This is a genomic window from Fructilactobacillus sp. X2R5C2 (genome assembly GCF_059901375.1).
This window is the reverse complement of sequence record NZ_JBWXUX010000004.1, coordinates 89,615-114,517: the sequence shown is the minus strand read 5'-3', so window position 1 is coordinate 114,517 and position 24,903 is coordinate 89,615. Positions and strand designations below refer to the sequence as shown.

The 24,903-nt window shown below is 40.9% G+C and carries 23 protein-coding genes; 14 read left to right on the top strand and 9 right to left on the bottom strand.

Annotated elements, in window-relative coordinates:
- Nucleotides 1–40: 40 nt before the first annotated feature.
- On the bottom strand, nt 41–1,000 hold the full coding sequence (locus tag AC6UD2_RS06095; protein WP_500698331.1) for a nucleoside hydrolase: 960 nt from the start codon (nt 998–1,000) through the stop codon (nt 41–43).
- Between the two features lie 151 nt (nt 1,001–1,151).
- Here AC6UD2_RS06095 and AC6UD2_RS06090 point away from each other — a divergent pair, with 151 nt between their 5' ends.
- Both AC6UD2_RS06090 and AC6UD2_RS06085 read left to right on the top strand, forming a co-directional pair.
- Nucleotides 1,152–2,141 carry an NAD(P)/FAD-dependent oxidoreductase gene (locus AC6UD2_RS06090; RefSeq protein WP_500698330.1) on the top strand — a complete coding sequence of 330 codons (990 nt, stop codon included), beginning with the start codon at nt 1,152–1,154 and terminating at the stop codon, nt 2,139–2,141.
- 101 nt (nt 2,142–2,242) lie between these two features.
- Complete coding sequence (locus tag AC6UD2_RS06085) at nt 2,243–3,217, top strand: type I phosphomannose isomerase catalytic subunit (protein ID WP_500698329.1); 975 nt, start codon at nt 2,243–2,245, stop codon at nt 3,215–3,217.
- A 35-nt stretch (nt 3,218–3,252) separates the two neighbouring features.
- Here AC6UD2_RS06085 and AC6UD2_RS06080 read toward each other — a convergent pair whose 3' ends face one another.
- Together AC6UD2_RS06080 and AC6UD2_RS06075 are read right to left on the bottom strand one after the other, a co-directional pair.
- Nucleotides 3,253–4,062, bottom strand: coding sequence for a hypothetical protein (locus AC6UD2_RS06080; protein WP_500698328.1), 810 nt, complete (start codon nt 4,060–4,062; stop codon nt 3,253–3,255).
- A gap of 96 nt (nt 4,063–4,158) precedes the next feature.
- A complete protein-coding gene (locus AC6UD2_RS06075; protein WP_500698327.1) occupies nt 4,159–6,297 on the bottom strand; it encodes an LTA synthase family protein in 2,139 nt (712 codons plus the stop codon).
- A gap of 136 nt (nt 6,298–6,433) precedes the next feature.
- On the opposite strand from AC6UD2_RS06075, the gene AC6UD2_RS06070 reads away from it, so the two are divergent.
- From AC6UD2_RS06070 to AC6UD2_RS06060, 3 genes are all read left to right on the top strand, one after another.
- Nucleotides 6,434–7,090, top strand: a complete 657-nt coding sequence (locus AC6UD2_RS06070; RefSeq protein WP_010022960.1) for a histidine phosphatase family protein — start codon at nt 6,434–6,436, stop codon at nt 7,088–7,090.
- A 17-nt stretch (nt 7,091–7,107) separates the two neighbouring features.
- On the top strand, nt 7,108–7,551 hold the full coding sequence (locus AC6UD2_RS06065; RefSeq protein ID WP_259739961.1) for a MerR family transcriptional regulator: 444 nt from the start codon (nt 7,108–7,110) through the stop codon (nt 7,549–7,551).
- 526 nt (nt 7,552–8,077) lie between these two features.
- Complete coding sequence (locus tag AC6UD2_RS06060) at nt 8,078–9,064, top strand: MFS transporter (RefSeq protein WP_500698326.1); 987 nt, start codon at nt 8,078–8,080, stop codon at nt 9,062–9,064.
- 215 nt (nt 9,065–9,279) lie between these two features.
- On the opposite strand, the gene AC6UD2_RS06055 is transcribed toward AC6UD2_RS06060, so the two are convergent.
- Nucleotides 9,280–12,012 (bottom strand): MMPL family transporter, encoded by a 2,733-nt coding sequence (locus AC6UD2_RS06055; protein ID WP_500698324.1) that lies wholly within the window; start codon nt 12,010–12,012, stop codon nt 9,280–9,282.
- Between the two features lie 55 nt (nt 12,013–12,067).
- A complete protein-coding gene (locus AC6UD2_RS06050) occupies nt 12,068–12,991 on the bottom strand; it encodes a magnesium transporter CorA family protein (protein WP_039145079.1) in 924 nt (307 codons plus the stop codon).
- A 187-nt stretch (nt 12,992–13,178) separates the two neighbouring features.
- Here AC6UD2_RS06050 and AC6UD2_RS06045 point away from each other — a divergent pair, with 187 nt between their 5' ends.
- The 4 genes from AC6UD2_RS06045 to apf all read left to right on the top strand — a co-directional run bounded on the left by AC6UD2_RS06045 (nt 13,179) and on the right by apf (nt 15,911).
- A complete protein-coding gene (locus AC6UD2_RS06045; protein ID WP_500698323.1) occupies nt 13,179–13,826 on the top strand; it encodes a glycoside hydrolase family 73 protein in 648 nt (215 codons plus the stop codon).
- Between the two features lie 16 nt (nt 13,827–13,842).
- Complete coding sequence (locus tag AC6UD2_RS06040) at nt 13,843–14,625, top strand: TerC family protein (RefSeq protein WP_039145075.1); 783 nt, start codon at nt 13,843–13,845, stop codon at nt 14,623–14,625.
- Complete coding sequence (gene trxA / locus AC6UD2_RS06035; protein WP_500698322.1) at nt 14,600–14,920, top strand: thioredoxin; 321 nt, start codon at nt 14,600–14,602, stop codon at nt 14,918–14,920. The genes AC6UD2_RS06040 and trxA overlap by 26 nt, the downstream gene beginning before the upstream one ends.
- A gap of 340 nt (nt 14,921–15,260) precedes the next feature.
- Complete coding sequence (gene apf / locus AC6UD2_RS06030; protein WP_500698321.1) at nt 15,261–15,911, top strand: aggregation-promoting factor; 651 nt, start codon at nt 15,261–15,263, stop codon at nt 15,909–15,911.
- 122 nt (nt 15,912–16,033) lie between these two features.
- Here apf and tyrS read toward each other — a convergent pair whose 3' ends face one another.
- Both tyrS and AC6UD2_RS06020 read right to left on the bottom strand, forming a co-directional pair.
- Nucleotides 16,034–17,287: a tyrosine--tRNA ligase gene (gene tyrS / locus AC6UD2_RS06025; RefSeq protein WP_500698320.1), complete on the bottom strand. Its 1,254-nt coding sequence runs from the start codon at nt 17,285–17,287 to the stop codon at nt 16,034–16,036.
- Between the two features lie 245 nt (nt 17,288–17,532).
- A complete protein-coding gene (locus AC6UD2_RS06020) occupies nt 17,533–18,327 on the bottom strand; it encodes a tyrosine-protein phosphatase (RefSeq protein WP_039145065.1) in 795 nt (264 codons plus the stop codon).
- 142 nt (nt 18,328–18,469) lie between these two features.
- On the opposite strand from AC6UD2_RS06020, the gene AC6UD2_RS06015 reads away from it, so the two are divergent.
- The 3 genes from AC6UD2_RS06015 (at nt 18,470) to rbsU (ending at nt 21,394) form a co-directional block, all read left to right on the top strand.
- Entirely contained in the window at nt 18,470–18,721 is a 252-nt protein-coding gene (locus AC6UD2_RS06015; RefSeq protein ID WP_010022943.1) for a hypothetical protein, read from the top strand.
- Nucleotides 18,722–18,841: 120 nt separating this feature from the next.
- Nucleotides 18,842–20,353 (top strand): glycerol kinase GlpK, encoded by a 1,512-nt coding sequence (gene glpK, locus AC6UD2_RS06010; RefSeq protein ID WP_500698319.1) that lies wholly within the window; start codon nt 18,842–18,844, stop codon nt 20,351–20,353.
- A gap of 123 nt (nt 20,354–20,476) precedes the next feature.
- Nucleotides 20,477–21,394, top strand: coding sequence for a ribose/proton symporter RbsU (rbsU, locus tag AC6UD2_RS06005; RefSeq protein WP_259739960.1), 918 nt, complete (start codon nt 20,477–20,479; stop codon nt 21,392–21,394).
- A gap of 56 nt (nt 21,395–21,450) precedes the next feature.
- Here the strand turns inward: rbsU and AC6UD2_RS06000 are convergent, their stop codons facing one another.
- Together AC6UD2_RS06000 and rlmD are read right to left on the bottom strand one after the other, a co-directional pair.
- The gene (locus tag AC6UD2_RS06000) at nt 21,451–21,858 is read right to left on the bottom strand and encodes a hypothetical protein (protein WP_010022939.1); all 408 of its coding nucleotides are present in this window, start codon (nt 21,856–21,858) and stop codon (nt 21,451–21,453) included.
- Between the two features lie 16 nt (nt 21,859–21,874).
- Nucleotides 21,875–23,287: a 23S rRNA (uracil(1939)-C(5))-methyltransferase RlmD gene (gene rlmD, locus AC6UD2_RS05995; protein ID WP_500698318.1), complete on the bottom strand. Its 1,413-nt coding sequence runs from the start codon at nt 23,285–23,287 to the stop codon at nt 21,875–21,877.
- Between the two features lie 118 nt (nt 23,288–23,405).
- On the opposite strand from rlmD, the gene AC6UD2_RS05990 reads away from it, so the two are divergent.
- The gene (locus AC6UD2_RS05990; RefSeq protein ID WP_500698317.1) at nt 23,406–24,062 is read left to right on the top strand and encodes an ABC transporter ATP-binding protein; all 657 of its coding nucleotides are present in this window, start codon (nt 23,406–23,408) and stop codon (nt 24,060–24,062) included.
- Nucleotides 24,055–24,822: an ABC transporter permease gene (locus tag AC6UD2_RS05985; RefSeq protein ID WP_039145059.1), complete on the top strand. Its 768-nt coding sequence runs from the start codon at nt 24,055–24,057 to the stop codon at nt 24,820–24,822. The genes AC6UD2_RS05990 and AC6UD2_RS05985 overlap by 8 nt, the downstream gene beginning before the upstream one ends.
- Nucleotides 24,823–24,903: the final 81 nt, after the last annotated feature.

The following is a 24,903-nucleotide window of genomic DNA, read 5'->3' as shown; positions in this document are numbered from 1 at the left end:
AATGAGCTAAACGATTGTTTAGCTCATTTTTTAGTCCATTTTACATTGTCGCAAACGCGTTATTCATATTCTTCATAAATTCTTTTAAGTACCGTTTGGAATCAACCGCCACGGCCACTTTAACGTTGGTATTGGGATCGTCTAAGCGATTCTTGTCACCAATTGTGCGGGCGTAGTATGCGTCAGGCTTGGTGGTGACCACCATGTTCATATCAATGAACTTGACGAAACTAGGATCAACTGCCACACCAACGGCTAGTGGATCATGTAAGGAGCACCCACCAAGTTCTGGATACATATCAGCGTAGATATTGATGTAGAAATCAACGATATCAGCCATTTTTTTACCAGCTGTCGTTCCAGAATCACGCCACTGTTGGGTTTCTTTCTTAGTCAAAAGGGTCCGAAGGGTTACATCAAGACCCACCATGTTGATGTTTAAGTTACTAGTAAAGACTTCGTTAGCCGAAATGGCATCCTGATTTATGTTGGCTTCGGCAACCGGAGTGACGTTCCCAGGGACGGTTAAAGCGCCACCCATTAAGGTAACGTTGCCAACTTTTGCCATTGCCTTAGGAGCTTGTTTGATCGCTTTGGCTAGGTTAGTAAGAGGACCAGTGGGGACAATGGTTAAATCGTTGCCATATTTTTGGGCGGATTCGATCATGAAGTCGACTCCGTTTTGGTCTTGAACGGCGCCACTTGGATCGGGAAGGGTAACGTCCCCAATCCCATTTTCACCGTGAATATCAGCACTGACCTGCATGCGCACGTAATCTTCACTTAAGGGATGAGTTTCTCCAATGAAGACTGGAACGCTTGAAGCACCAAGTAAGTCTAAAATCTTTAAAGTATTAACCGCAGCTCGTTCCGCTTCGATATTACCGTATGAAGCAACAACCCCAATTAAATCGATCGCTGGATCGCCAACCGCATAGGTTAAAGCCATTGAGTCATCAATTCCAGTGTCGAGGTCTAGAATCATTTTTCTGGTACTCATTTAAAGTCCTCCTGTCTAACTTCAGTTCCAGTACAACTTTATAATACTTTAAACTTGAGTAAAATGCGACAGAAAATGGATTGATTTTCATTATTTCTATTTAGCATGGTAAACTTTGATTGAAGTTAAATTTAGATAAAGAGTGATAAAAATGGAAAAGATGTACGACATTACAATTATCGGCGGGGGCCCCGTCGGCATGTTTGCGGGCTTTTACGCGGGGTTACGGGATGCCCAAACCCAGATTATTGAAAGTCTTCCTGAACTTGGAGGACAGGTGAAAGCTCTGTACCCCGAAAAGACCATTTTAGATGTTGCGGGTTTTGTTGGGGTCACGGGTGATGAACTCATTACCCGACTTCAGAAACAACTAGATACGATGGATGTTGATCAGAAAGTTGATACCAAGGTTACTGACGTGGTCAAAAAAGATGATTATTTTGAGATTGAGACGAATCATGGGGTCACCAAAAGTAAGGCCGTGATAATTGCGACCGGGAATGGGGCCTTTAAACCACGTGAGTTACGGGCTGATAATGCCAAGGAATTGACCGGGAAACGCCTCTTTTATAGTATCAATGATTTAAATCAGTTTAAGGATCAAGACGTCATGGTTGCTGGGGGCGGTGATTCGGCCGTTGACATGGCACTTATGCTGGAGAAGGTTGCTAGTAAGGTGTACTTACTTCATCGTCGTGACGAATTTCGTGGTCTTGAATACATGGTGGATCGCTTAAAAGAGTCATCAGTTAAGGTCGTTACGCCATATTTAATTAAACGATTGGATGAAGTTGACAATCGACTGAAAGTCACCAGCAAGAAAGTCAAGACGGAAGACGACGAGATGGCGATGATGGTTGATGACCTGGTAGTGAACTACGGCTTCATTTCTAATAATCGACAACTCAAAGAGTGGCAGATTCAACCAGCGTTGGATCATCGTTTAATCGAGGTTAACCAGACGTTTGAGACGAGTGTGCCGCGAGTATTTGCCATCGGGGATCAGATTACTTATCCTGGTAAGCAAGACTTGATCGCAACGGGCTTTGGTGAGGCGCCAACGGCTATTAATGTTTTGATGAAGGAAATTTATCCTGATCGAAGGGGTCCTGTTCACAGTACTTCATTACATCGAAAATAAATTAAGGAACTTGTTGAAATTAACCTTGGTAATGTTGTGAAAACGTTAACATGATGCTATGATGGTGTTGATTGTAATTTCTTAACTGAAGGAGTGAAATCATGACAACCAAGGTAATTCCGTTATTTTTAAAACCTGTCTTACAGGATAAAATGTGGGGTGGCACCGAACTGAGGCGCTATCATTATCAGCTAAATAGTGATCATGTTGGGGAAGCATGGATTGCGTCCACTTATGGTAATGATCTGTCGGTAGTCGAAAACGAACCGTACGACGGACAGACTCTGAAAGAAATTTGGAAGAAACATCCTGAACTATTTGGTGGTCATCCGGCTCACGTCGCTTTTCCGTTACTTGTCAAAATTCTGGATGCCAAGGAAAACTTGTCCATCCAAGTTCATCCGAGTGATCAGAACGCTCAAAAGTATTTTAATGAAAGAAACGGAAAGACCGAGTGTTGGTACATTTTGGATGCCAAACTGGATTCGCAGGTTTACTATGGTCATTCGGCAACAAGTAAGGATGAGATTCGGAATGCGATTAAACATCATGAACTTGATCGGATTTTAGAGACGCAGACCGTCCAACCCGGTGAAATGATTTACGTTCCGGCTGGTACCCTTCATTCGCTTGGAGCGGGGATTGTGGCACTTGAAGTCGAACAGAATTCTGACAATACGTTGCGCTTCTATGATTTTGATCGGGTTAATCAGAAGACTGGCAAAAAACGGCCCCTCCAGATTGACGATGCGATTAAGGTTACCAATACTCCCAACGTTTTACCCGCAAAGGATCAAACCAAACGGGTTCCAGATCCTGACAATCCCGATCGACTACGGTTACTAAAGTCAAAATACTTTAACGTCTATCAGATTGCTGTGGAAAATGACACTAAAATTAAGGACGTAACCACCTATTCCGTTAATGTGGTGGTTGATGGCGATGGAACCCTAGTTGTTAATGGGACAGCATATCCAGTTAAGAAGGGTGATACTTATATTTTACCCGTACAAGTTAAAGATTATGAATTGAAGGGTCACGTGGTAATTGTTCAGGCCATTGCAAATCAGAATTAACAAAAAAGCTTCTATCCATTTAGATAGAAGCTTTTTTAGTATCCAATGACATCTTTGGTTACCGTTGCTATGGTTGATTTGGAAATGTCAGAAACGTTAATCCAGTACAGCAGATTTTGGCGGGGATAAAATAACCCCAGCTGTTTAACCGTTTCAAAATATGATTGATTTTCGGAGTGCATCCCCATGATGTAGTACATCAAGATCTGAAGGGTAAACTTGTTGGTGGGTTTAGCCTTGGAAACTTTGAAGTCCCAGAGACCATTTTTGGTGAGGTAGTCACCGTCACCATTAACCACCGTCTCGGTATAAGCACCCGGAAAATCAAAATCCACCATTATGGGGCCACCCTTGGCAGCGGCGTGTAAAAATTGCGCTCCACGTTTAACCATTTTTTGGATGTGCTCCAAGGTCACTTGGTTTGCTTGGTACTTGGGGCGGGGAACGTAGTAGGCAGGATCCATTCGATAGGCAATGTCGTAGTTAACCAGCTGAATGGCACATTGAATGCTCTGATCATCCAAGCCCTTAATTTGACTTGTTAGTTCCTTAAAACGTTTCATATTACCATTGTAAGGATGGCCGGTCTTTTGGGCTGCCAGGAGATCAACGTTATGTGCACCAATCTCAGGAATGCCGAAGGAACCCACGACGTCTCCAGTAACTTCGAATCGGGTCAGGTAATCGACTACTAGACCCATGAAGCTCGGGGTGATGTTTTCGGAAGCAATCGGTAGAAATTCATCGTCTTTAAATTGCTTAGTGTTCAGGCTTGCGACGGGAATAAATCCTCCCCGTGGTTGTTTATATTGTTTAGCTCTTTGGGTAACTGTATATTGGGTCATTGTAAAGCCTCCATTTCCAGTATTGACCGCATTATAGCACACGTTTAAAGCGTTGATGATCATTAAAAAAACCACATCAGATGATGTGGTTTTGGATTATTCTTTGTTTGAATCAGGATTAGTGATCTGAATCCGATTAGAATCAGTTGAGCCATGATAAATTTCTGGTGCATCAGTATGGTACAACTTCGTGGTGCTTTTATCATGATTCTTAGAGTAAAGACTAGTTGAAGCCTTACCCAGCTTCTTCTCGATATTTTCCTCATGATCTAAACTATTAGCGTAGTTGTACTTCTGAGGATTGACTGGTTTGAAGCCCTTGGGATGGTAAAAACGAAGAAGATTTTGTTCGTTTAAAGTGTCTGACAATGAGAGTTCCTCGTTCACTTTATTTTGGGTTTTCTCAAACTTCTGTTTCAATTTCTTATCAGGGCGGATCACTTTCTGAGTCTTGTTGTCATAGACGGTCCCGTTAACGGAAGTATATTCAGGAGAAACCCAGTCGCGATTTCTGAAGGCCACTACCTGATCATGATGTTTGGAGAAGAGATCAGTTCCAAACTGAATGTACTTTTTGGAACTGATCCCAAGCAAGTGCATGAGGGTAGGGAGAACGTCAATTTCGCCTCCGTAAGTGTGGTCAACGTGGCCATTCTTAATTCCCTGCATGTTAATCATAAATGGCACTCGTTGGAGTTGAGCGTTGTCAAAATCGTTCCAGTTATTTGGATCCTTGCCAAGCAGCGGAGCTAAACTCGTGTTTTCAGAATTGGATAACCCGTAGTGATCTCCATACAGAACGATGACGGAATTCTTAAGGAGGCCGGCCTTATTAAGGTAGGCGTATAATTCCTGAACTGATTGGTCCAGATAGTGAGCCGTTACAAAGTAGTTGTTGACGGCTTGATCATTGGTGTCTGGAGCCTTAAAGTCAGAATCCTTTTGATCCTCATCGTCAAGCTGATAAGGGAAGTGATTAGTAACCGTAATGTACTTAGCGTAGAACGGTTGTTGTAAGTGTTGGAGGTACTTCGTTGAATCTCTAAAGAGTAACTTATCCTTTAATCCATATCCGGTGGACTTATCACCGGAAGTGTCATAGTAGCTCGCATCAAAGAAGTAGTCGTAACCCAAGTTCTTATACGTGTTATTCCGGTTCCAGAAGCTAGCAACGTTTCCATGGAAGACGGCAGACGTGTATCCTTTTTGACCCAGAATGGCAGGAGCACCCTGGAAGGTGTTGTCACTTCCAAGTTGGGCGAAAAGGGATCCCTGTGGCAATCCATAGGTACTGGTTTCGAGCATATTTTCGGCATCTGAAGTCTTTCCTTGTCCTACTTGATGGAAGAAGTTATCAAATGAATAGGTTGACTTACTGTGATACAGCTTGTTAAGGAAAGGAGTTACTTCCTGTCCGTTAATTTTTTTATCAATTGTGAACTGTTGAAAACTTTCTAGATGAATGATGATGACGTTTTTACCCTTAGCCATCCCATACATTTTCTTATTGGGAGCTGCATAATGTTCTTTATTAAACTTGAGAATTCCCGTTAGGTCAGACTTGTTGGCGTTGGCTCGCATGTTGTTAGTCTGTTGGGACTTAATACCGTCATAGACGGTAAATGAATCCAAACCTAGGTACTTAACAATGTAAGTTCGGTCAAACGTTCTGGTAAGCAACTGGGGTCGATCCATGTCGGCCAGGGTGATGTTTCCAACCAGCATCAATGATCCTAAGGAGAAAACCGCGAAACCAACGCTGGCTTTCAGTGGCCGCTTATCGATTTTGATTACCCGGAATAACAAAAGTAAGATGACAGCTATAATGTCAACCCAGTAAAAAACATCATGGGGTGAGGTAAGCGCTAATGAGCTCCCGCTTAATCCCTGGTTGACCTTGGAGTAACCAGTCATGGTGGAAACCGTCATGAAGTCGGTAAATTCTCGGAAATAAATGACGTTGAGGTATAAGAGTACCGTATTTAGGAAATCCAGAAATAAAATGGCTGGATAAAAAAGTTTGGCTGGCTTTAAGTAGAGAGCCAGACCCAACATGAGTACAGCGGTTGCAATGGGATTAATTAGGAGGAGAAACAGTTGAAAACCGCTGTCGACTCCTAGATTAAAATCAGTAAAGTATGCGTATATAGTTTTAGCCCAAAAAAGCACTACTAATAAGATAAAAAATCCAATTCTAGTATTGCATTTGGACAGAATTTTCTTAATCGTTTTCAAGGTATAAAGTCCCCTTTTTAAGTCCAACCTCTATCTTATCAGATTTCTTAAATTTGGGTAGGATCGATAGGAATCTTAGAGAAAAGTTAAAGCTCACAAGTGATATACTTAAGGGGTGAATGAAGGAGGAGACACTATGGCAAAATTTACTTTGTATGTTGTCCGACACGGACAGACATATTTTAATATTTTCAATAAGTTGCAGGGATGGAGTAACTCACCATTGACCACTAAGGGTATTTCTGGCGCAAAAGATACCGCTAAGCGTTTATCTAACATTAAATTTGTGCAAGCCTACTGCAGTGACACCACTCGGGCAGAAGACACCGCTAAAATTATCTTAAATGGTAATTCAGCATCGGATATCAATGAGCCGGTTGTATCTCCTGATTTTCGTGAACAATTTTATGGTTACTTTGAAGGACTGAATATGGATGAGGCTTGGTACGAAGCTGGTGCACCTCACGGGGTTCCCACTTTTAAGGACATCGTTACCAAGTATAATATCAATACCGCCAAGGACTATATGAAAGAGGCTGATCCATTTCATATGGCTGAAAATGCGGAAGACTATTGGAAACGTCTCGACCAAGGTCTTTCAATGATTACTCATGATAAAAAGATTAAAGATGGTGACAATGCTTTGCTGATAAGTCACGGCAACACCCTTCTTAGTCTGGTAGAACGTTTTTCTGACGGTCAATATGACATGACCAAGCGTCCTGCAAACGGAAGTATTACTAAGATGAGCGTTGATGGCGATCAAATCAAGGTCACTGATTACAACAAGTAGTGGAGGCGAGGCGACAAATGCACGATACCGACGACAAGCTAATAAGTTCTTTTAACATGCAAGACTTTATCTTTCGAATTGGTGAAGTTAGTAAGATGACTGGCGTATCACCGCGGCAACTCCGATATTGGGAGAAAAAGGGATACGTTAAGAGTACGCGGGTGGAGAAACTCGCATCGCGAGTGTTTGATTTTTCAAATTTTGTGCTTATTAAATTAATGAAATACTATCTAGATGACGGTTACACCTTAACTACGGCCTACCAAAAGGCAACCCAATTTAAGTCACGGATTGCTTTTTTGTATTCATTTTTTAAACGGGTTGACCATGGATGTCATGAAGTTGACGGAAAACGGATGGCTGACATGGGATATTTCGACGACGCCCATACTAAACGTTTATATGGTTATATTGGCGATAATGGAGACGTTAAATACCGCGTTAAAACAATCGAAGATTAATTAAAAATCACTGGGAGGAATCATGATTCTCAGTGATTTTTTGACGGAATCGCTCATGTACGGTAGCATATTGATTGTCAGTAAAAAAGTAGAGTGCTAGGAAGGGTCATTCAATAATGGCGTTGCTTGAAAAAGTCATTTTGACAATGCTGGGGTTGGTATCAATTTTGATACTCGTCTCCGTTTTGTTTATATTTTAAAATTTAACAACTTAAAGAAAGGAGTTCGCAGATGTGCGGACTCTTTTTTTGGTGATTGTTTTTAAAATTTAAAAGAGATATACTTCAGGACAACCATTATTCATAGGAGATGTCATAAAATGAATAAGAAGTTATTAGAAATTGACATTAAATTTTTACAGATGCACCAAACGGTATTTATTCAGAGGAACACATTTGCCCAAATAGTCGCAAAGTGAAGTTGAGTTCTTATTTCATTTGATTATTTGGGTGAATCATTTCTCCTGAATTAGTGATTGAATTCCCTCAACTTCATTCGGAATGGTTAAGTTGAAATGAGGGAAATTATGAAAAATATCAGGAAAATGTATACGTATGCATTCTTCTCTAATTTGACTTTTGAATTAGTGATTTGGATGCTTTATTTGAAACACATGGGATGGTCTGTTGGTCAGATTGCAATGCTCCAACTAGTAATTAATATCGTACAGGTTGTCTGTGAATTACCATCAGGTATCATTGCCGATTGGTTGGGTTATAAGACGACCTTAATATTAGGTCAGATCATGTGCGTGTTGTATGGTGCGACTTTCTTTGTAGCTCATAATCACTTTTTAGTGTTTGGCGGCTTCACGCTGTTTGGGTTAGGTCTCTCATTGATTTCTGGGACCGATGAGGCGGTTATTTATGAAGCGGATGATGAGCAAAATTACCAGAAATTCTGGGGACGCTACAACGCTATCATGATTTGTACAATTGCTTTTAGTAATTTAGTTGGTGGATATTTAGCGGATATTTCGTGGCCCCTGGTTTTCATGGCTTCAATCATAGCGCATCTTCTTTCAATCATGACGGTGGTATTAATCAAACCAAAGCAGGTTACAGCCGATCCAAATGCGCCTGGTGTCTTGAAACAATTAAAGTCATTCTTATTTAGTAATAGAAATTATCAGAAGCTGATTTTAGTAGTAGCTATTTCGCAAGCTACGGCATCAATCATGTATCAGTATGGTTCCTTGTATCTTTCTCAGATTACAAGTTTTAAAACTAGTGGAATTGCGCTGGTACTAACAATCGTTGAAATAATTGGAGCAGTTTTTTCAGTCAACGTGTTTAAAGTGGTAGCAAAATTTGGTCGACTTAAAGTGATTTTCTCAAGTATGATCATTGGTTTATTGATGTCATTATTTTTAGGAGTTTCGAATTTTATCATTGCGTTAATTGCATTTGTGACCTTTAGTTCTGTTTTTGAAACTTTGGGATACGTCTCTGAATGCGGAGTTACAGGATATCGTAGTGCCCCAATTGAGAGTCACACTGATGTCATTTTGTAATTTGATTACGGCCCTTTTGATGGCACTTGAATCGTTATTCATTAGTGCATTCTCAAAAATTCTTAACATTCAAGTAACCTTTGTGTTATTCGGTTTGACGTCAATGGTATTATCGTTGATTATATTGGGATTTTATTTTAAATCTATTCATGAAGATAACCCTGAAGCATAATAAAAAAAGCCATCAGTTTCAACTGATGGCTTTTACTCTATTCTCATTTTTTAGCTTTATGTTCTGGTAAGTGATGCAACTGAGCAAGTGGCAATGTAACGGATAATTTACCGAGTCCACCCATGACAAGTGGCAAGATCACGTTGAAAATAATAATGGTGATGATGATCGCTAATCCGATGAAGTCAAGTGAATGTAAGAGACTGAAGAAGAGCGACGCCATAATAATGATGGTGGAAAACATCACGTAACTAACGGTTTTCCCAAACGAATGAATGCCATTATGCAGCCATCCCAACATATCAGGATTTTGTTTTCGATATGAAACGGCTAAGAGGGTGAGTTCAAACGTTCCGATGATTCCGAGGGGAACTATCATGGCAATGAAGGCCTCCCAGTTTAATCGACCATCATTGGTAGTGTAGTGCATGATGAGTTGAGTGGCTTGTAAACCAGCTAGTGCACTCATTACATAGGTAATGAGCCACCACAATGGATGAAGGATCGAACGACTAACGATGATTAAACCAACAAAGACGATGGCTAAGATCATGAGGGTTCCCACCATAAAGTCACGGTCGAAGTTAGTTTGCACGTTGGCGTTTTCAATTGGTTGTCCAGTGTAGGCCACCGTTGCGTTTCTTAAGTTGGTATTCTGCAACTGGGTCTTAACCGTGTTTTGCATGTTATGAATGTTGTTTAGATTAGTGTTACCAGTTGGTTCATCATTGAACTCAACTTCTAGTTTCGTAATCTTTTGATTCTCACTGGCAAAGTTATACTTGGTTTGATAAAAGTCAGTGTCATTAATCTGTTGTGGTGAAATGTAGAAGGTGTTACCAGCACTCGACTTTTTCACTCCGGTTATGTAACCAGTTATGGGGGTTAATTTACGCTTACTTTCTTTTAAAGTTCGGTTGACCGAAGCAATTTCACTTCGAACTCGGGCCGCCTGGTTACTATACTGGCGAACCGATTCTTGGGCATCAATTCCTGAGTTTTGGGCATCCGAAATTTGATTACTCAACTTGTTTAGACTCTGACTGGTATTACTCAATTGATCAGAAAGTTGAGAAAGGTTCTTTCGAAGAGCCTTAGACTTCTCAGCCTGCTTGGACGATTGAGCTGTCTCAAGGGGAGAGAAAGTATGGAAATTATTGGTTTCTGCCTGTTGACTAGTGTTATTAATACGGTCAAGTTGTTTAATGAGAGCATTAACCGACTTGGTTTGATTCTTAATGTTTTTCTGTTTCAGAGTTCGATTAGCACCTTTCAGGGTTCGCTGTGATCCTGATAAGGAGTTACTAATGCCCTTCAAAGTTGAAGCGGTCTTACTTAGTTGATCCCTTAGGTAGTACTTGTTAATTTCGGTTCCACCAGGTTGGGTAACGGAGTAAACTCGGGAAACGTTCTTTTGGGACTGAAGCTTCGTGGTTACTTCGTCAATTGGACTGATGGTGTTGTCATTATTAAAGGGTTGATTATTTTTAATGTAAATCGTGACCGGAGTCGGCTTACCCTGATTGAAATGGGCCTGAAGAACCCGACTTCCAGTTTCCGCTTGACTCTTGGCAGTTAAGTTATTGTTTGGAAGATAAGTTACGTTAGAACGGTAAAACGCTACTAGCGGAACCGTTATTGCCGCCGCAATTACTAGACCAACAATTGGTTGCCATAGTGAAATGTGGGTTAAGTTACTCCAGAAGCCCTCATTAACTAATTTTAGGGTCTTTTTCTTGGGCCAGAAGAAGGTTGGTCCCAGTAACTGCATAAACATGGGTGTGATGGTCATTACAGCCAGTAAGGTGATTATGACAACCACCGCCATACTCCCCATGGCTCTCACGGAACTAAAGCCAAGAAGGTAGAGTGACCCAAACGCCAGGGCGGTAATGACCGCTACTGCGGTAAAGGGATAAACAAGACTCCTTGTGGCAACCTTACTCGGGTCGATGTCCTCATCATTTGAGTTTCTAAGGACCAATTCAAATCGGCGGTACAAGAAGAAACTAGCAACGGTTCCAAAGAGAATGACTACTAAAGTGGTTAGTAGTGGAATGTATGGTGAATATGGCAATGCTAGTCTGGTTGCCATCAATGCCGTTGCGCTCAGTGATACCAGGTAGGCAATCATCATCGTGATAAACGACAGAATGGGAGCCAAAATGGATCGAAATGCAATGGCAATAAAGAGTAATGCAAGTGCGAAAGCAGCAATCGTAACAATGTTGGTTACGTTGAGGATGTTTTCGTTGTTGTTCTGATTGATTAGTTGCGGACCAGTGACGTAAGTCTTAAGGCCATCATTAACGTTAAACTGACTGCGAATGGAGTTCGCAAAACTCGAGCTTTTGGCGTTGCTTTCTGGGACTTGAATGTTGACGATCTCAGTGGATTGGTCATCAGAAATGAACTTAGAGGCGCCATTGGGACTGGTGTGAGCCGTTGTAATTCGGCTAATCCCATTATTACCGTTACTTTTCTGAATCTTACCAACCTTTGCGTAGATTTGTTTCTGCTGGGAATTGGTAATCCGACCCTTATCGGCGTGGTAGACAACGTTCATACTTTTCGTACCGTCGAGTCCTCCGCCCCACTGATTTTCCAGTCTTTGTGCTTTGGACATCTGTGTCTTGGAACTCATCTGGGGATTACCAGCCTCCATTACAACCTGATTTAGGTTGGGGAGACTGACAATCGCCGCAAAAATGATCACCAGCCAGATAATTAGAGAAAAAATCCTATTTTCGTGTAACGTCTTTATAAAATGTTTCATTCAACATGTTCCTTTCGCCTTATTTCACTACTCCCTAACTTTATCTTATATTAAATTAGTTCTTAAAGAAATGGTTTGCGCGTAAAAAGAGCAATACGATGATAATAAATATAATCGTAATGATAATTGTGATGATCCACGCTGACGGTTTATCCATAAAGGGCAACTTCACGTTTTCACCATAAAAACCGAAGACGATGTTCGGAACACTTAAAATTAACGAAAAAACGGTTAAAAACTTAATGGTGTTATTTAGATCACTATCAAGGAGGTTGGAATAGGCACTCGCAACCTGTTGAGTGGCCGCGTTGGCCATCTCAGCCATTGAGAGTCCCTGTTGAAGCTCGATGCTGATGTCTTCAACGGCGGCTTTTTGATCTTCGGTTAGATCCATGGTGAAACGACGTTTGAAGTCATTAATCATGTCGTTGTTGGATCCAAGGGACGTCAGAAAGTAGACCAGGTCAGTTTGAAGATTCAAAAGATGGTTGATGGCACTTTTGTTGGCTTTGCCACGCAGGTTACGCTGAATGTTGGTCCTGACACTATTGATTTGATTGATGTAATCGAAGTATTGGACGGATAGTTGGTACAGTGTTTTGTTGATCACGTCAATGGGCTGCATCGCTTCAAACTCTTCTTTGCTGGCTTTTTTTACGATTGATGAGATCAGTTCATTTACAAAATTAGTTTTATCCGCGGTAAACGTGAACAACATGTTGCCGTGAGTAATGATTCCAATCGGTTCGGCGGAAACGTCACCGTTAAAACGAGTTGGTTCGGCGACATCAAAAATGAAGAGAAGGACTCCTTCATCGTCGTAATATTCCACTCGCGGTCTTTCGTGACGGTCAAGGGCGTAATAAAGCATTTCGTTATTTAAATGATATTCTGTTTTTAAGATTTCTTTATCAGCTGGACGACAATCAATGGTTTTAATCCAGTTAATATTGTCGTTGATTTTTTCAATTTTGATCAATGGCAAACCACTCCCAGTATTATGTTTTCAGATAACTTCATACTACACTAAATGGTTAAATTAGTCGATTTTCTAAACAGTTTCTTCTATTATAGTGCGTAATTATAAATAGATTAGAAACTTTTTAAGTAATTATAAATACTTACCCAAAAAATAATTTGCTAAGGTATAATAACCACATAGGGAGATGTTGTCCGTGAAACACAATAAAAAGAAAAATATTTGGATTGCAATCGTCATTGGGATTGTTGTAGTTCTGTTGTTAGTGTTTGCTGCCTTTAAGGTTCGGCACATGCTAATTAATCATTCTTATCAGGTTCGTCAGGAACAGATGAATAATGATACTAAGAAACGGGAAAAAGAGATTGAGACCCAACATAAGGAGTTCATTCAAAAGATTGGTGATCCAGCCGTTAAAATTTACGAGAAAAAACAGCAAGTATTGCCAAGTGTTGTAATTGGACAAGCTATTTTGGAATCCAACTGGGGACAATCGGAGCTTTATAAGAAAGCTAATAATCCCTTCGGAATAAAGGGAACTTATAATGGACAGTCGATTTTTTATGATACGACGGAATACGTCAACAACAAGAAGACCACCGAAGTTGGACAATTTCGAAAATATCCATCAGTTGCCGATGCAATTGAAGATCACAACGAAACTTTGAACACCAAGTTTTTAAAGAAAACCGGAATTACAAGTTTCAGACAAGAGGCTAACTTACTGCAGAAAAATGGTTATGCTACTGACCCAGATTACGCCAATAAGCTAATTGGGGTCATTGTTAATCACAAATTAATGAAATATGATGTTAAGGCAATTAATAATTATTAAATGGAGGAATCTTTGATTGTTTGACCTAATCGCTAAATTATATGGTCCTTTTTTTGATCTACACAACTGGGAGACGGTCATCTCGTCTGGCAACGACTGGCTGATTATTTTCTCATTAGTAGTCATTGAATGTCTTTTATCCGTTGATAATGCGGTCGTCTTAGCGGCTCAAACCCAGGTTCTTCCTACCAAAAAATGGCAGGAAGAATCTTTATTTTACGGAATGTGGGGAGCCTACATCTTTCGATTCTTAATCATTGGGGTCGGAGTGTACCTGATTAAATTTTGGATTATTAAAGTCCTAGGGGCCGCTTATCTATTTTATCTTGCTTTTAGTTTCTTCTATAATATGCATCAAAATCGACATAAGAAGAGTCACACGCATCAGGTAAAACCCAACAAAAAGAACCACACCCGGAGATACTTTTGGTGGGTAGTGGCTCAAATTGAATTTATGGACATTATTTTCTCAATTGACTCGGTCTTGGCATCCTTGGCCATCTCACCCAATCCCGTTATCGTACTGATTGGTGGGATGATTGGAATTTTAGCAATGCGAGGAGTGGCTGAAGTTATTATGATGCTGATGAAAAAGATTCCAGAATTGCAGCCCATGGCCTATTTCCTAATCATTATCATCGCTTTAAAGCTCTTTTTATCAATCCCAATGATTGATATTGAGATCCCAGCAGGGTGGTTTGGAATTTTGGTGATTGTTACAATCGGAGTGACCTTAATAATTCATTTGATTAACGTAAGGAGGGGAAAATACGATGACAGTGGATCTAAATCAGAATAATTTTACCTCGGAAACGGCGGGTCCAATGACCATAGTCGACTTCTGGGCCCCGTGGTGTGGACCGTGCAAGATGGTGGCACCCATCATGAAAGAACTTAAAAAAGAGTATGATGGTAAAATCAAGTTTACGAAGTTAAATGTTGATAATAATCAAGACATCGCAAAAAAATATCGGGTAATGAGTATTCCAACGCTAGTTCTGTTTCGCAACGGAAAGGGAGTTGAAAAGGTTACCGGAGTGTATCCGAAGAGCAAATTGGAGCACTATTTGGACCGTAAATTAGCCGAAAAATGATTGAAATGGACTATTAGTTAACCATTAATTTTAATGAATTTAAGGAAAGTCTTATGCTTTGAATAACTTTTTTTATGGCAGAAGGCTTTTTCTTTTGCTAAAAATGAGTTTGTGAATGAGATATCAATCCTAAAAAACGGGCATTCTTTTGATTTTTGTTACATAAAGATTACAACGTGACAAAATATTCTTTTTTTTTAACATTGCTGTTTTTGGTGTGTAAATATCAATATTTAGAATATGAAATTGTTGTTTGAGTATATTTCAGTTTTAAGAAAACGGAAGTAACAAAAATTTATAGGAGTGATTTATCATTTTATTAAAATCTAGAAACGCAAAGATGCTTTTCGCATCTATTTTCACAGTAGCCGGAGTATTAATGACCGCTAGCTTCAACGCTAACGCTGCCACTAACACTAAACAAGTTACCGTTAAGAGCGGCGACACAGTCTCAAAAATCGCAAAGCAACACAACACTAGCGTCAACAGCATTGTTAAAGTTAACCACCTTAACAACGTTAACATGATTCATGTCGGAGAGAAGTTAACATTACCTACTAACGCAAACAACATGACTTACCAAAGTAACAATACTCAAACACAACAACCAACAGTTCAGGTAAGTAGTAATGCTTCATACACTGCTGCACCAAAGCAAACCGCACAAGCAGCACAACCTGCTCAAACACAACAACAAGCAACTACTACAACCACTACTGCACAGCCTGCTGCTACACCAGCTGCAAGCAACAATAGTGCAAGTAACACTGGCGATGATTCTGGTTTAGCATCAATCGCACAAGTGGAATCTGGTAACTCATACAGTGCCAGAAATGGTCAGTACATTGGTAAATACCAATTATCTTCATCATACTTAAATGGTGACTACTCTCCAGCTAACCAAGAACGGGTAGCTCGTCAATACGCTGTTTCCCGTTACGGTTCAGTTGCTGCAGCTGCTCAATTTAGAGCATCACACAATTACTGGTAAGATTTAGCTTTTAGGTAACAATTACTCAAACGAAAAACAAGATGCAAAAGGACGAAGAATTTTCTTCGTCCTTTTTTGATACAAAATCCCAGTACCGTGTTTAACACGACACTGGGATTAATTTACTTAACTTTGGCGAGGAAATAACGTTTCTTTCCACGACGAATAATTACAAACTGACCATCAAAGTGGTCTTGGGGTTGAATGGTGGTGTCAACGTCGGTCACCTTACTGCCGTTGATGGTAATTGCACCATTATTAACGTCCTCTCGTGCTTGGCGTTTGGACTTATCGGCCCCAACGGCAATGATCAAGTCAATGACGTTAATGGGATCAGAACTAATTTCGGTGGTTGGCACACTGTTGAAGGCTTGACTAACTTCCTCAGTGGATAAATCCTGAACGTTGCCCTGAAATAAAATACGAGAAATGTTTTCAGCCTGTTTAACGGCGTCTTCGCCGTGAACAAATTTCGTAACTTCCCGGGCGAGGGTCTTTTGGGCCTCACGCTTCCATGGTTCATCCTTAACTTTCTGGGCCAATTCATCGATTTGAGCTTGGGGTAAAAAGGTGAAGTACTTCAGGTACTTAATCACGTCAGCATCATTTTGGTTGAGCCAGAACTGGTAGAATTCGTATGGTGAGGTTTTTTTAGGATCAAGCCAAACAGCACCACCGGCGGTTTTTCCAAACTTAGTGCCATCAGATTTGAGCATCAACGGGATGGTTAAACCATAGACCTCGGCGTCCTGTCCCTCAATCCGATGAATCAGGTCAATTCCGGCCGTAATGTTTCCCCATTGGTCACCACCACCGATTTGAAGTTGAACGTCGTGGTCACGGTAGAGGGTTAGAAAGTCTAAGGCCTGCAAGATCTGGTAGGTAAATTCAGTAAATGAAATGCCTTTCTCGAGTCGACTAGCAACGACTTCTTTAGATAGCATGGTGTTAACGTTAAAGAGTTTTCCGTAATCCCGCAAGAAATCTAAGAGTGACATGTTAGACGTCCAATCGTAGTTGTTGACGATGTGAATGTTACTGTCACTTCCAAAAAGATGTTTCATTTGATTCGTCAGTGCTTCAACGTTGTGTTTCACCATTTTTTTGGTCTGAAGGGGACGTTCGGTGTTTCGACCACTGGGATCCCCGATGGAACCAGTTGCACCACCGATCAGGATGTAGGGGTGAAAGCCAGCCCGTGAGAAGCGTTCCATGATCATAAAGGGAATCAGATGGCCAATGTGCATACTGTCACCGGTTGGATCCACTCCACAGTACAAAGCAATTTTCTTCTTGTTAGTTAGTTTTTCGAGTCCGGCTTCGTCAGTGGTTTGGTTAATGGCACCCCGCCACTTTAAGTCTTCGATAATGTTCATAATTTCCTCCTTGTAATTGGACAAATAAAAAGCGTCCGGTAGTGATTTCACTACTGGGACGCTTGTGCGCGGTACCACCCACGTTCAGATACGAGTGTACCTGCACTTATTTGTTGTTATGTTTTAGGTAGTTCATTTTATATCCTGCATGGCTCGCAGCAACCGCCAATTTTCTTTACACCCAGATATAAAACTAATTGAATAAATTTATCGTATCATTAGTTTACTTAATTAACAATGTTGAATTATTCAAGATAAATTTCACGCAACTTTTTGATGTCATTATCAGTTAAACCGATTCCCTGATGAAGGAATTGTTTCATTCCGCCATATAACTTGTTAATTTCATCCATAGCGGCGTTGAAAAAGTCCGGGGAAACACTATAAAGGAAGCGTAAACTCTTTAAGGCTGGTTCAGTGTAGCCCTCTTCCTTGGCTTTTTCTAGCCGGGCATCAATCACTGGTTTGGATACCTGATTGGTCAACAGGTAATCCTCTTCGATCGTTTTTTGATCAACCCCTAAGGCTGAAAGAATGAAAGTGGCTGACATTCCGGTGCGATCTTTTCCAGCCGTACAATGGAAGATGACGGACTGGCCATCTTGGTGATTTTTAAGTAGGATTTGAAATAACTTATAAAAAGATCGACGACAGTGCTCAGTGTTAATCATACTTCGGTAGACGTTTTCCATGTGGTCGCGTCCGTAAGTCGGATGGGATTCAAGGAGGTCTTTCATTTCGGCTGGGGTTTTAGAGTTATCAGTGGCGTCTTCTTTAAAGACGGGGTCGAAGATATATTCAATGTTTTGAGTTTCAACTTGATCAGCTAACATATCAACTTCAGGTTTACTTCGTAAGTCAACATCATAACGAACTCCGTAATTCTCCAGGGTTTTTAAATCACTTTTGCTAAGCAAACCGAGATGGCCCGCCCGAAGTAACTTGTGCCATTTGACACTTTGACCGTTGGCAGCCGGGTATCCACCTAGTTCACGGAAATTTTCACCCGTTGGAATTGTTAAAACTCTTTGATTTTTCATGGAATCCACCTTTCAATTGCAGTGTAATACAATGATTATATCATGAAGACTTTATTTCGTATGATTTTTGCGGTATGATTTTACAAATATTAGAAAATAGCATAAGCTTAGGATATGAAGTTTATTAAGGAGAGAATGAATTATGGCAATGACTGAAAGACAAATGATTCAAGAAATTTTGAATACGGTTGACGTTGGATACGATTTTGAAAACGTTGATGAAGACAACAAACAGTACACTTTACTTATCAAACGGCAGGATAATGACGTTCGGGACTTAAACGAAATCAACGCTGAAATCAAGGAATACTTTAAGGACGCTGACTTCTCTTATGACGAACAAGTTGAACCCAAAGATATTGATGCTGATATCAGAGTTGAAGTAAAGCGTTAATTTGAATAACGAGATCAAGAAAGCAGGTTTTCCTGCTTTCTTTTTTTATAATTTAGAAGTGGTTGGAATGATTGAATCGTGCTAGTATAAATATCAAAATATGATGAAATGAGGATGAAAATGGTGTCCACTAATAAAAATTATGTATTAGCGATTGATCAAGGCTCGACCAGTACCCGGGCAATCATTTATGATCACAGCGGGCGAAAGGTGATCGAAAGTTATAAAGAGGTCCCTCAAATTGTTAATAGTGATGGATGGGTAGAACAAGATCCTAATGAGATCTGGAATTCCGTTCTATCTGCGATTGCCAGTGCCTTAATTGATGCTTCCATTCATCCGGAAAACATTGCATCTGTTGGTATTACTAATCAGCGTGAGACCACGGTAGTGTGGGATAAGGTTACAGGCAAGCCCATTTATAACGCCATTGGGTGGTTATCAAAACAGACCAATGCCATTGCCCAGGGGCTTAAAAATGACGGTTATGAGGACTTAGTCCATCAGAAGACCGGACTAGTGATTGATTCGTACTTTTCGGCCACCAAGTTAAGGTGGATCTTGGATCACGTAGCGGGGTCACAAAAGCGTGCCGAAAACGGGGAGTTGTTATTCGGGACCATTGATACTTGGCTGGTTTGGAAGCTTTCAGGAGGAAAGTACCACATCACTGATTACACCAATGCGAGTCGAACCATGATGTTTAACATCAATGATCTAAAATGGGATGACGAAATTCTGAGTATTTTAAACATCCCAAAGAAGATGCTCCCGACGGTCCACGCTTCTGATGAGGTCTACGGTACTACGGAGAACTATCAGTTTTACGGTGTCAGTGTTCCGATTGCGGGAATTGCAGGTGATCAACAAGCCGCTTTAATTGGTCAGATGGGCTTTTCAAAGGGCATGGTTGAGAACACTTATGGTGACGGAGCTTTTATTATGATGAATACTGGTCATCATCCCCAGTATTCTGACGAAAACCTGCTGACCACCATCGCATATGGTATCAACGGGAAAATCACGTATGCACTTGAAGGATCAATCTTTGTGGCTGGAAGTGCTTTAACGTGGTTACGGGATCAAATGAAAATCATTACCAGTGTCCCCGAATCACGACAGGCGGCTAAGCGTTCAACGGATCACAACGAGGTTTACGTCGTACCAGCCTTTAACGGGCTTGGTGCTCCATACTGGGACCAAAATGTGAGGGGAGCGGTCTTTGGCATTACCCGAGGAACCAATAGTAATGACTTCGTTAAGGCCACCCTTCAATCGATTGCGTACGGAACCAAGGACATCATCAACACGATGGAATCGGACACGAAACTGACAATTCCACAGATTCGGGCTGACGGAGGTGCCAGTCGGAATAGTTATCTCATGCAATTTCAGGCTGACATCTTGAACATTCCGGTTCAACGAGCTAGTGACGAGGAAACCACTGGATTTGGAGCTGCCATCTTAAGTGGATTAGCAACCGGATTTTGGAAAGATTTAGATGAAGTTCAATCCATTTATGAAGAAGGGAAGAGTTTTACCCCTGATATGAAGGAAGCTGAACGGGCTAAATTGTACCAAGGATGGCAAAGGGCGGTCCGTGCCACCCAAGCTTTTAAACCAATTAACTAAGACTTGCTTCGGCAAGTTTTTAAGTTTTTCTTAATGAAAACGTTTTCTTTTTGATTTTACCGTGTTATAATTAATTTCGTAAATAAAGGTTACAAAAAGAATTTTGAAAAGAAGGTATGGGATATGAGTTTTGAAGCAATATTAATTGGATTAATTCCAGTGATCGGTTGGGGTCTATTTCCAACCATTTCATCAAAAATTGGTGGTAAACCAACTAACCAAATCTTTGGTGCCACAGTTGGTACATTGATCTTTGCGATTGTTGTCTTATTATTCACCAAAGCTGGATTCCCAATGGGCTGGAACTTGGTCTACGGAATCTTGTCTGGTATGGGTTGGGGCTTCGGTCAAATCATGGCCTTTAAAGGTTATTCTTTGATCGGATCCTCAAGAGTTATGCCAATTACCACCGCATTCCAGTTGATCGTAACTGCTTTGTGGGGTGCATTTGCTTTAAGTAGTTGGCCTGGGATTGGTCACAAGATCATTGGAATTCTTGCTTTGATCGTGATCATCATTGGTGCTACGCTTACAACTTGGAGCCAAAACAAAGAAAACGTTGATAAGGGTGCTTTGAAGAAAGCCATTATCTTACAGTTAATTGGTGTAATTGGTTACTGGTTGTACTCAGCCGCTCCACAAGTTGATAACTTAACTTGGGCCAAGGGTTTCTTACCACAAACTGCTCCAATGAGCGGGATGCAAGCATTCTTGCCACAAGCTGTCGGAATGGTTTTGATGGCCGTTATCTACGGTTTGATGAACATGAAGAAGGAAAATGTTTTTGCTGAAGCTGTTTCATACAAACAGATTATCGCTGGTTTCTTCTTTGCAGTTGCCGCATTCTCATATTTGATTGCTGCACAACCAACTATGTTAGGTCTTTCCACTGGATTCGTTCTATCACAGGTATCAGTAGTTGTTGCTACCTTGACCGGTGTTTACTTCTTACACCAGAAGAAGACTCCAAAGGAAATGGTTGCTACTTTGATCGGTTTAGCTTTGATCATCGCAGCTGCTGCCGTAACCGTTATGCTATAAATCATTAATCTCAAAATAAAAACACTTCACATAATGTGAAGTGTTTTTTTATTCGTTTATTTAAAGTAATGACTTCGTTTTAAAAGTTCAGCCGATCTTTTATCGATCGGGACAAAGCCCTTATTTTGGAGGTGTCTAAAGAACATCATGTTGTAGACGAAACTCCATGCAAGGGGCATGATTAGAAAAACTTCGTAGGCAGAAGCAGCGATGTTAAGTCCGGTTAAGAAGGTTAACACCATTGCCAAGATGAAGTCAACGCCAATCATACATAGGGTGTTATAGAAATCACCACGAAAAACAGAAGGCCAGATTCCAAAAACTAACGTGGTAAATGAGAAGCCTACTTTTTGGACCTTAACCTCCTGGGTTTCTTTATTCTGAACGACAGCGTAATTAGGTGGAAGGAACATGTTGTTCATCCCGTTATTCCCATTATTATTGTCGTTATCAAATGGATTCATTGACAATTAGACCTTTCTAAGACTTTAAAGTGAATTTGACGACGACCTCGACATGGGGAGTCTGGGGCATCATATCAATTGGTTGTAAGTAGTCGACGTTGTAAGACTTGGTAAGTTGTACCAGATTTTGTGCTAACGTCGATGGATTACATGAAACGTAGACGAATTTAGCCGGTTTACAGGTTAAAATGGCGTCGATTAAGTGTTGATCAAGACCAACTCGTGGAGGATCAACCACGAGAGCTGTTGGTCGCCAGCCCTCCGCCATCCATTGGGGCATGAGATCTTCTGCACTTCCAAAGTAGTACTGGGCGTTATCGATGTGGTTGATTTCCGCATTGTGGTTGGCGTCAGTAATGGCTTCTTGGACGGTATCCATTCCTCTCACTTCGGCTACTTGGTTGGCTAGCGTCAAACCGATGGTACCCACTCCCGAGTAAGCATCAATTAAACGATCGTCTGAATCAAGGTTAAGTGCTTCACCAGCTAAATTGTAGAGCTTAGGTGTCATAATACTGTTGAGTTGGAGGAAGGCCCGTGGTGACAATTCAAATGAGAGACCATTGATTTTCTCGGTGATACTGTCATTTCCCGCCAAATGAACCGTTTTTTCACCCCAGATCAGTGGTGAATCACCCGGATTAATGTTTTGCATGACCGACGTAACCTCAGGAAGCCGATCAGCAATCATCTCCAGTAATTGATGCTTTTTAATTAATTTGGGTGTGTTGGTGATAAAGACCACTTGCACATCGTTGGTGTTGAGGGCCGCTCTAACCACCAGTGTTTTTAAGATGCCTGAGTGGTTCGATTCAACAAACGTTGGAATGTTTAATTCTTGGACCATTTTAACGAGAGCACGCATGACCTTCATGGTTAGCGGGTACTGAACGGAACAGGTTTCCATGTCAACTACTTCATGGGTTCCCTCTTTGTATAACCCGGCGATGACTTTGCCATCTGCCTGAGTTCTGACCTGAAACTGGGCTTTGTTTCGATATTCGTATGGATTATCCATGCCGATGGTATCCCTTACGTCGTAGTGATCGTAAGCACGGGGATGATATCTTCTTAATGATTGTTTAACTAAATCGCGTTTAAATTCCAATTGTTTAGGGTAGGCAAGATCTTCTAATTCAAAGCCACCGACCTCACCAGCGTATGAATCGCGTGGTTGAACTCGAAATGGACTGGTTTTATCGATTTGAATCAGGGTACCCCTTAAATATTTTGGCTTGATTTCGGTCACATCAGCCTGAACTAATTCACCCACTAACGCACCAGGAATAAAGATTAATTTACGATGAAAATAACCAATTCCTTCGCCATTAATTCCGAGACGTTTAATGGTGACTGTAACTCGTTGGTGGAGTTCTACTGAAACATTTGACGATCTCTTTGAACTGTTTCTAACTCTTTTATAACTCATTAGAACTCCTTTTTTTCTTCATAATAACGTCTACGCCATTATAGCAGACTCATATATGATACAAAAGTGTTGTATAATCATACTGTTAATTTATTAAGAGGAAAAGAGAGGTGTCAAAATGGCAATATTAGAAACTAAGAACCTTTGCTACAGTGCTGATGGTCGCGAAATCATCAAGGATATTAACTGGAGCGTTGATGCCGGAGAAATCGTTACAATCACTGGACCCTCAGGAAGTGGAAAGACGACCTTTGTTAGATTATTGGCGGATCTTCTCACCCCAACTTCCGGTGAGGTAATTTTTGAAGGAAAGAACGTCGCGGATCTAGATCCCATTGAATATCGCAGAAAAGTATCGTACGCAGTTCAACAACCAACTTTATTTGGCAACACGGTTAAGGATAATCTGGAGTTCCCGTATCAAATTCGGAATAAACCATTTAACAAGGATCATGCTCTAAGAGCCCTTCAAACCGTGGATTTAGGTGATGGTGATTTGGATCGAACCGTTGACAACTTGTCTGGTGGGGAACGTCAACGAGTGGCACTGATTAGAAACATCATGTTTGTTCCAGAAGTGCTCATTTTAGACGAAGTAACGACTGGACTTGACGAGAAGACCAAAGCAAGTGTGCATAAGATGATTAACTACATCAATCAGAGAGATCACACAACGATTATCATGATCACTCATGACCAGGATGAAATTGATCATGCAACTGAGTTAGTCACAATTGTTGACGGTCGACTGGTGAAGGGAGATAAAGATGCCTAATTTAATTGTTTCAAACCAAGCGCTTGCGTTGACTGGGCTGCTGGTTTTAATTGCATTGTTTGTCGGATGGAAGGAAAAACTAGGCATTGATAAGTCTATTATCATTGCCACCATCCGTTGTGTAGTTCAATTATTCGTGGTTGGATATGTATTGCGATTTGTCTTTCGCATTAACAACCTTTTTCTGACCATCGCTTTGATTTTAATTATTTTGTTCAATGCCGCTTACAATGCTAAGGGACGAAGTAACGGAATGGAGCACGCGCTGCCCATTTCCATCATTGCCCTTGGTAGCAGTACCCTGGTGGTAATTGCCGTACTGGTTTTTGCTGGTGCCATCAAATTCATTCCATCGCAGGTCGTTCCGATTACGGGAATGGTTGCCAGTAATTCAATGGTTGCCCTGGGACTCTGCTATCGCAGCATGAACTCCATGTTTAAAGATCGCAGACAACAAATCATTGAGAAGTTAGCCTTAGGGGCGGACGTTAAGACTTCCTGCTCCGACATTGTCCGAGACAGTATCAAGACTGGGATGCAACCAACCATTGATACGGCGATGACCGTTGGATTAGTTAGTTTACCAGGAATGATGGCTGGTTTAATCTTTGCTGGAGTTGATCCGGTTAAGGCCATTAAGTATCAGATCATGGTAACCTTTATGCTATTAGGAATCACGGCGGTTAGCTCCATCATTGCTTGCTACATGGGTTATCACAGCTTTTATAACAAAAACGATCAGTTGAAAGATATGAATTAACCAAGAAATGAGACTCCCGAGTGGAGTCTTTTTTTATTGTTAATAATAGGATAAATGAACTGAGTGGTTTATAATTCAGTT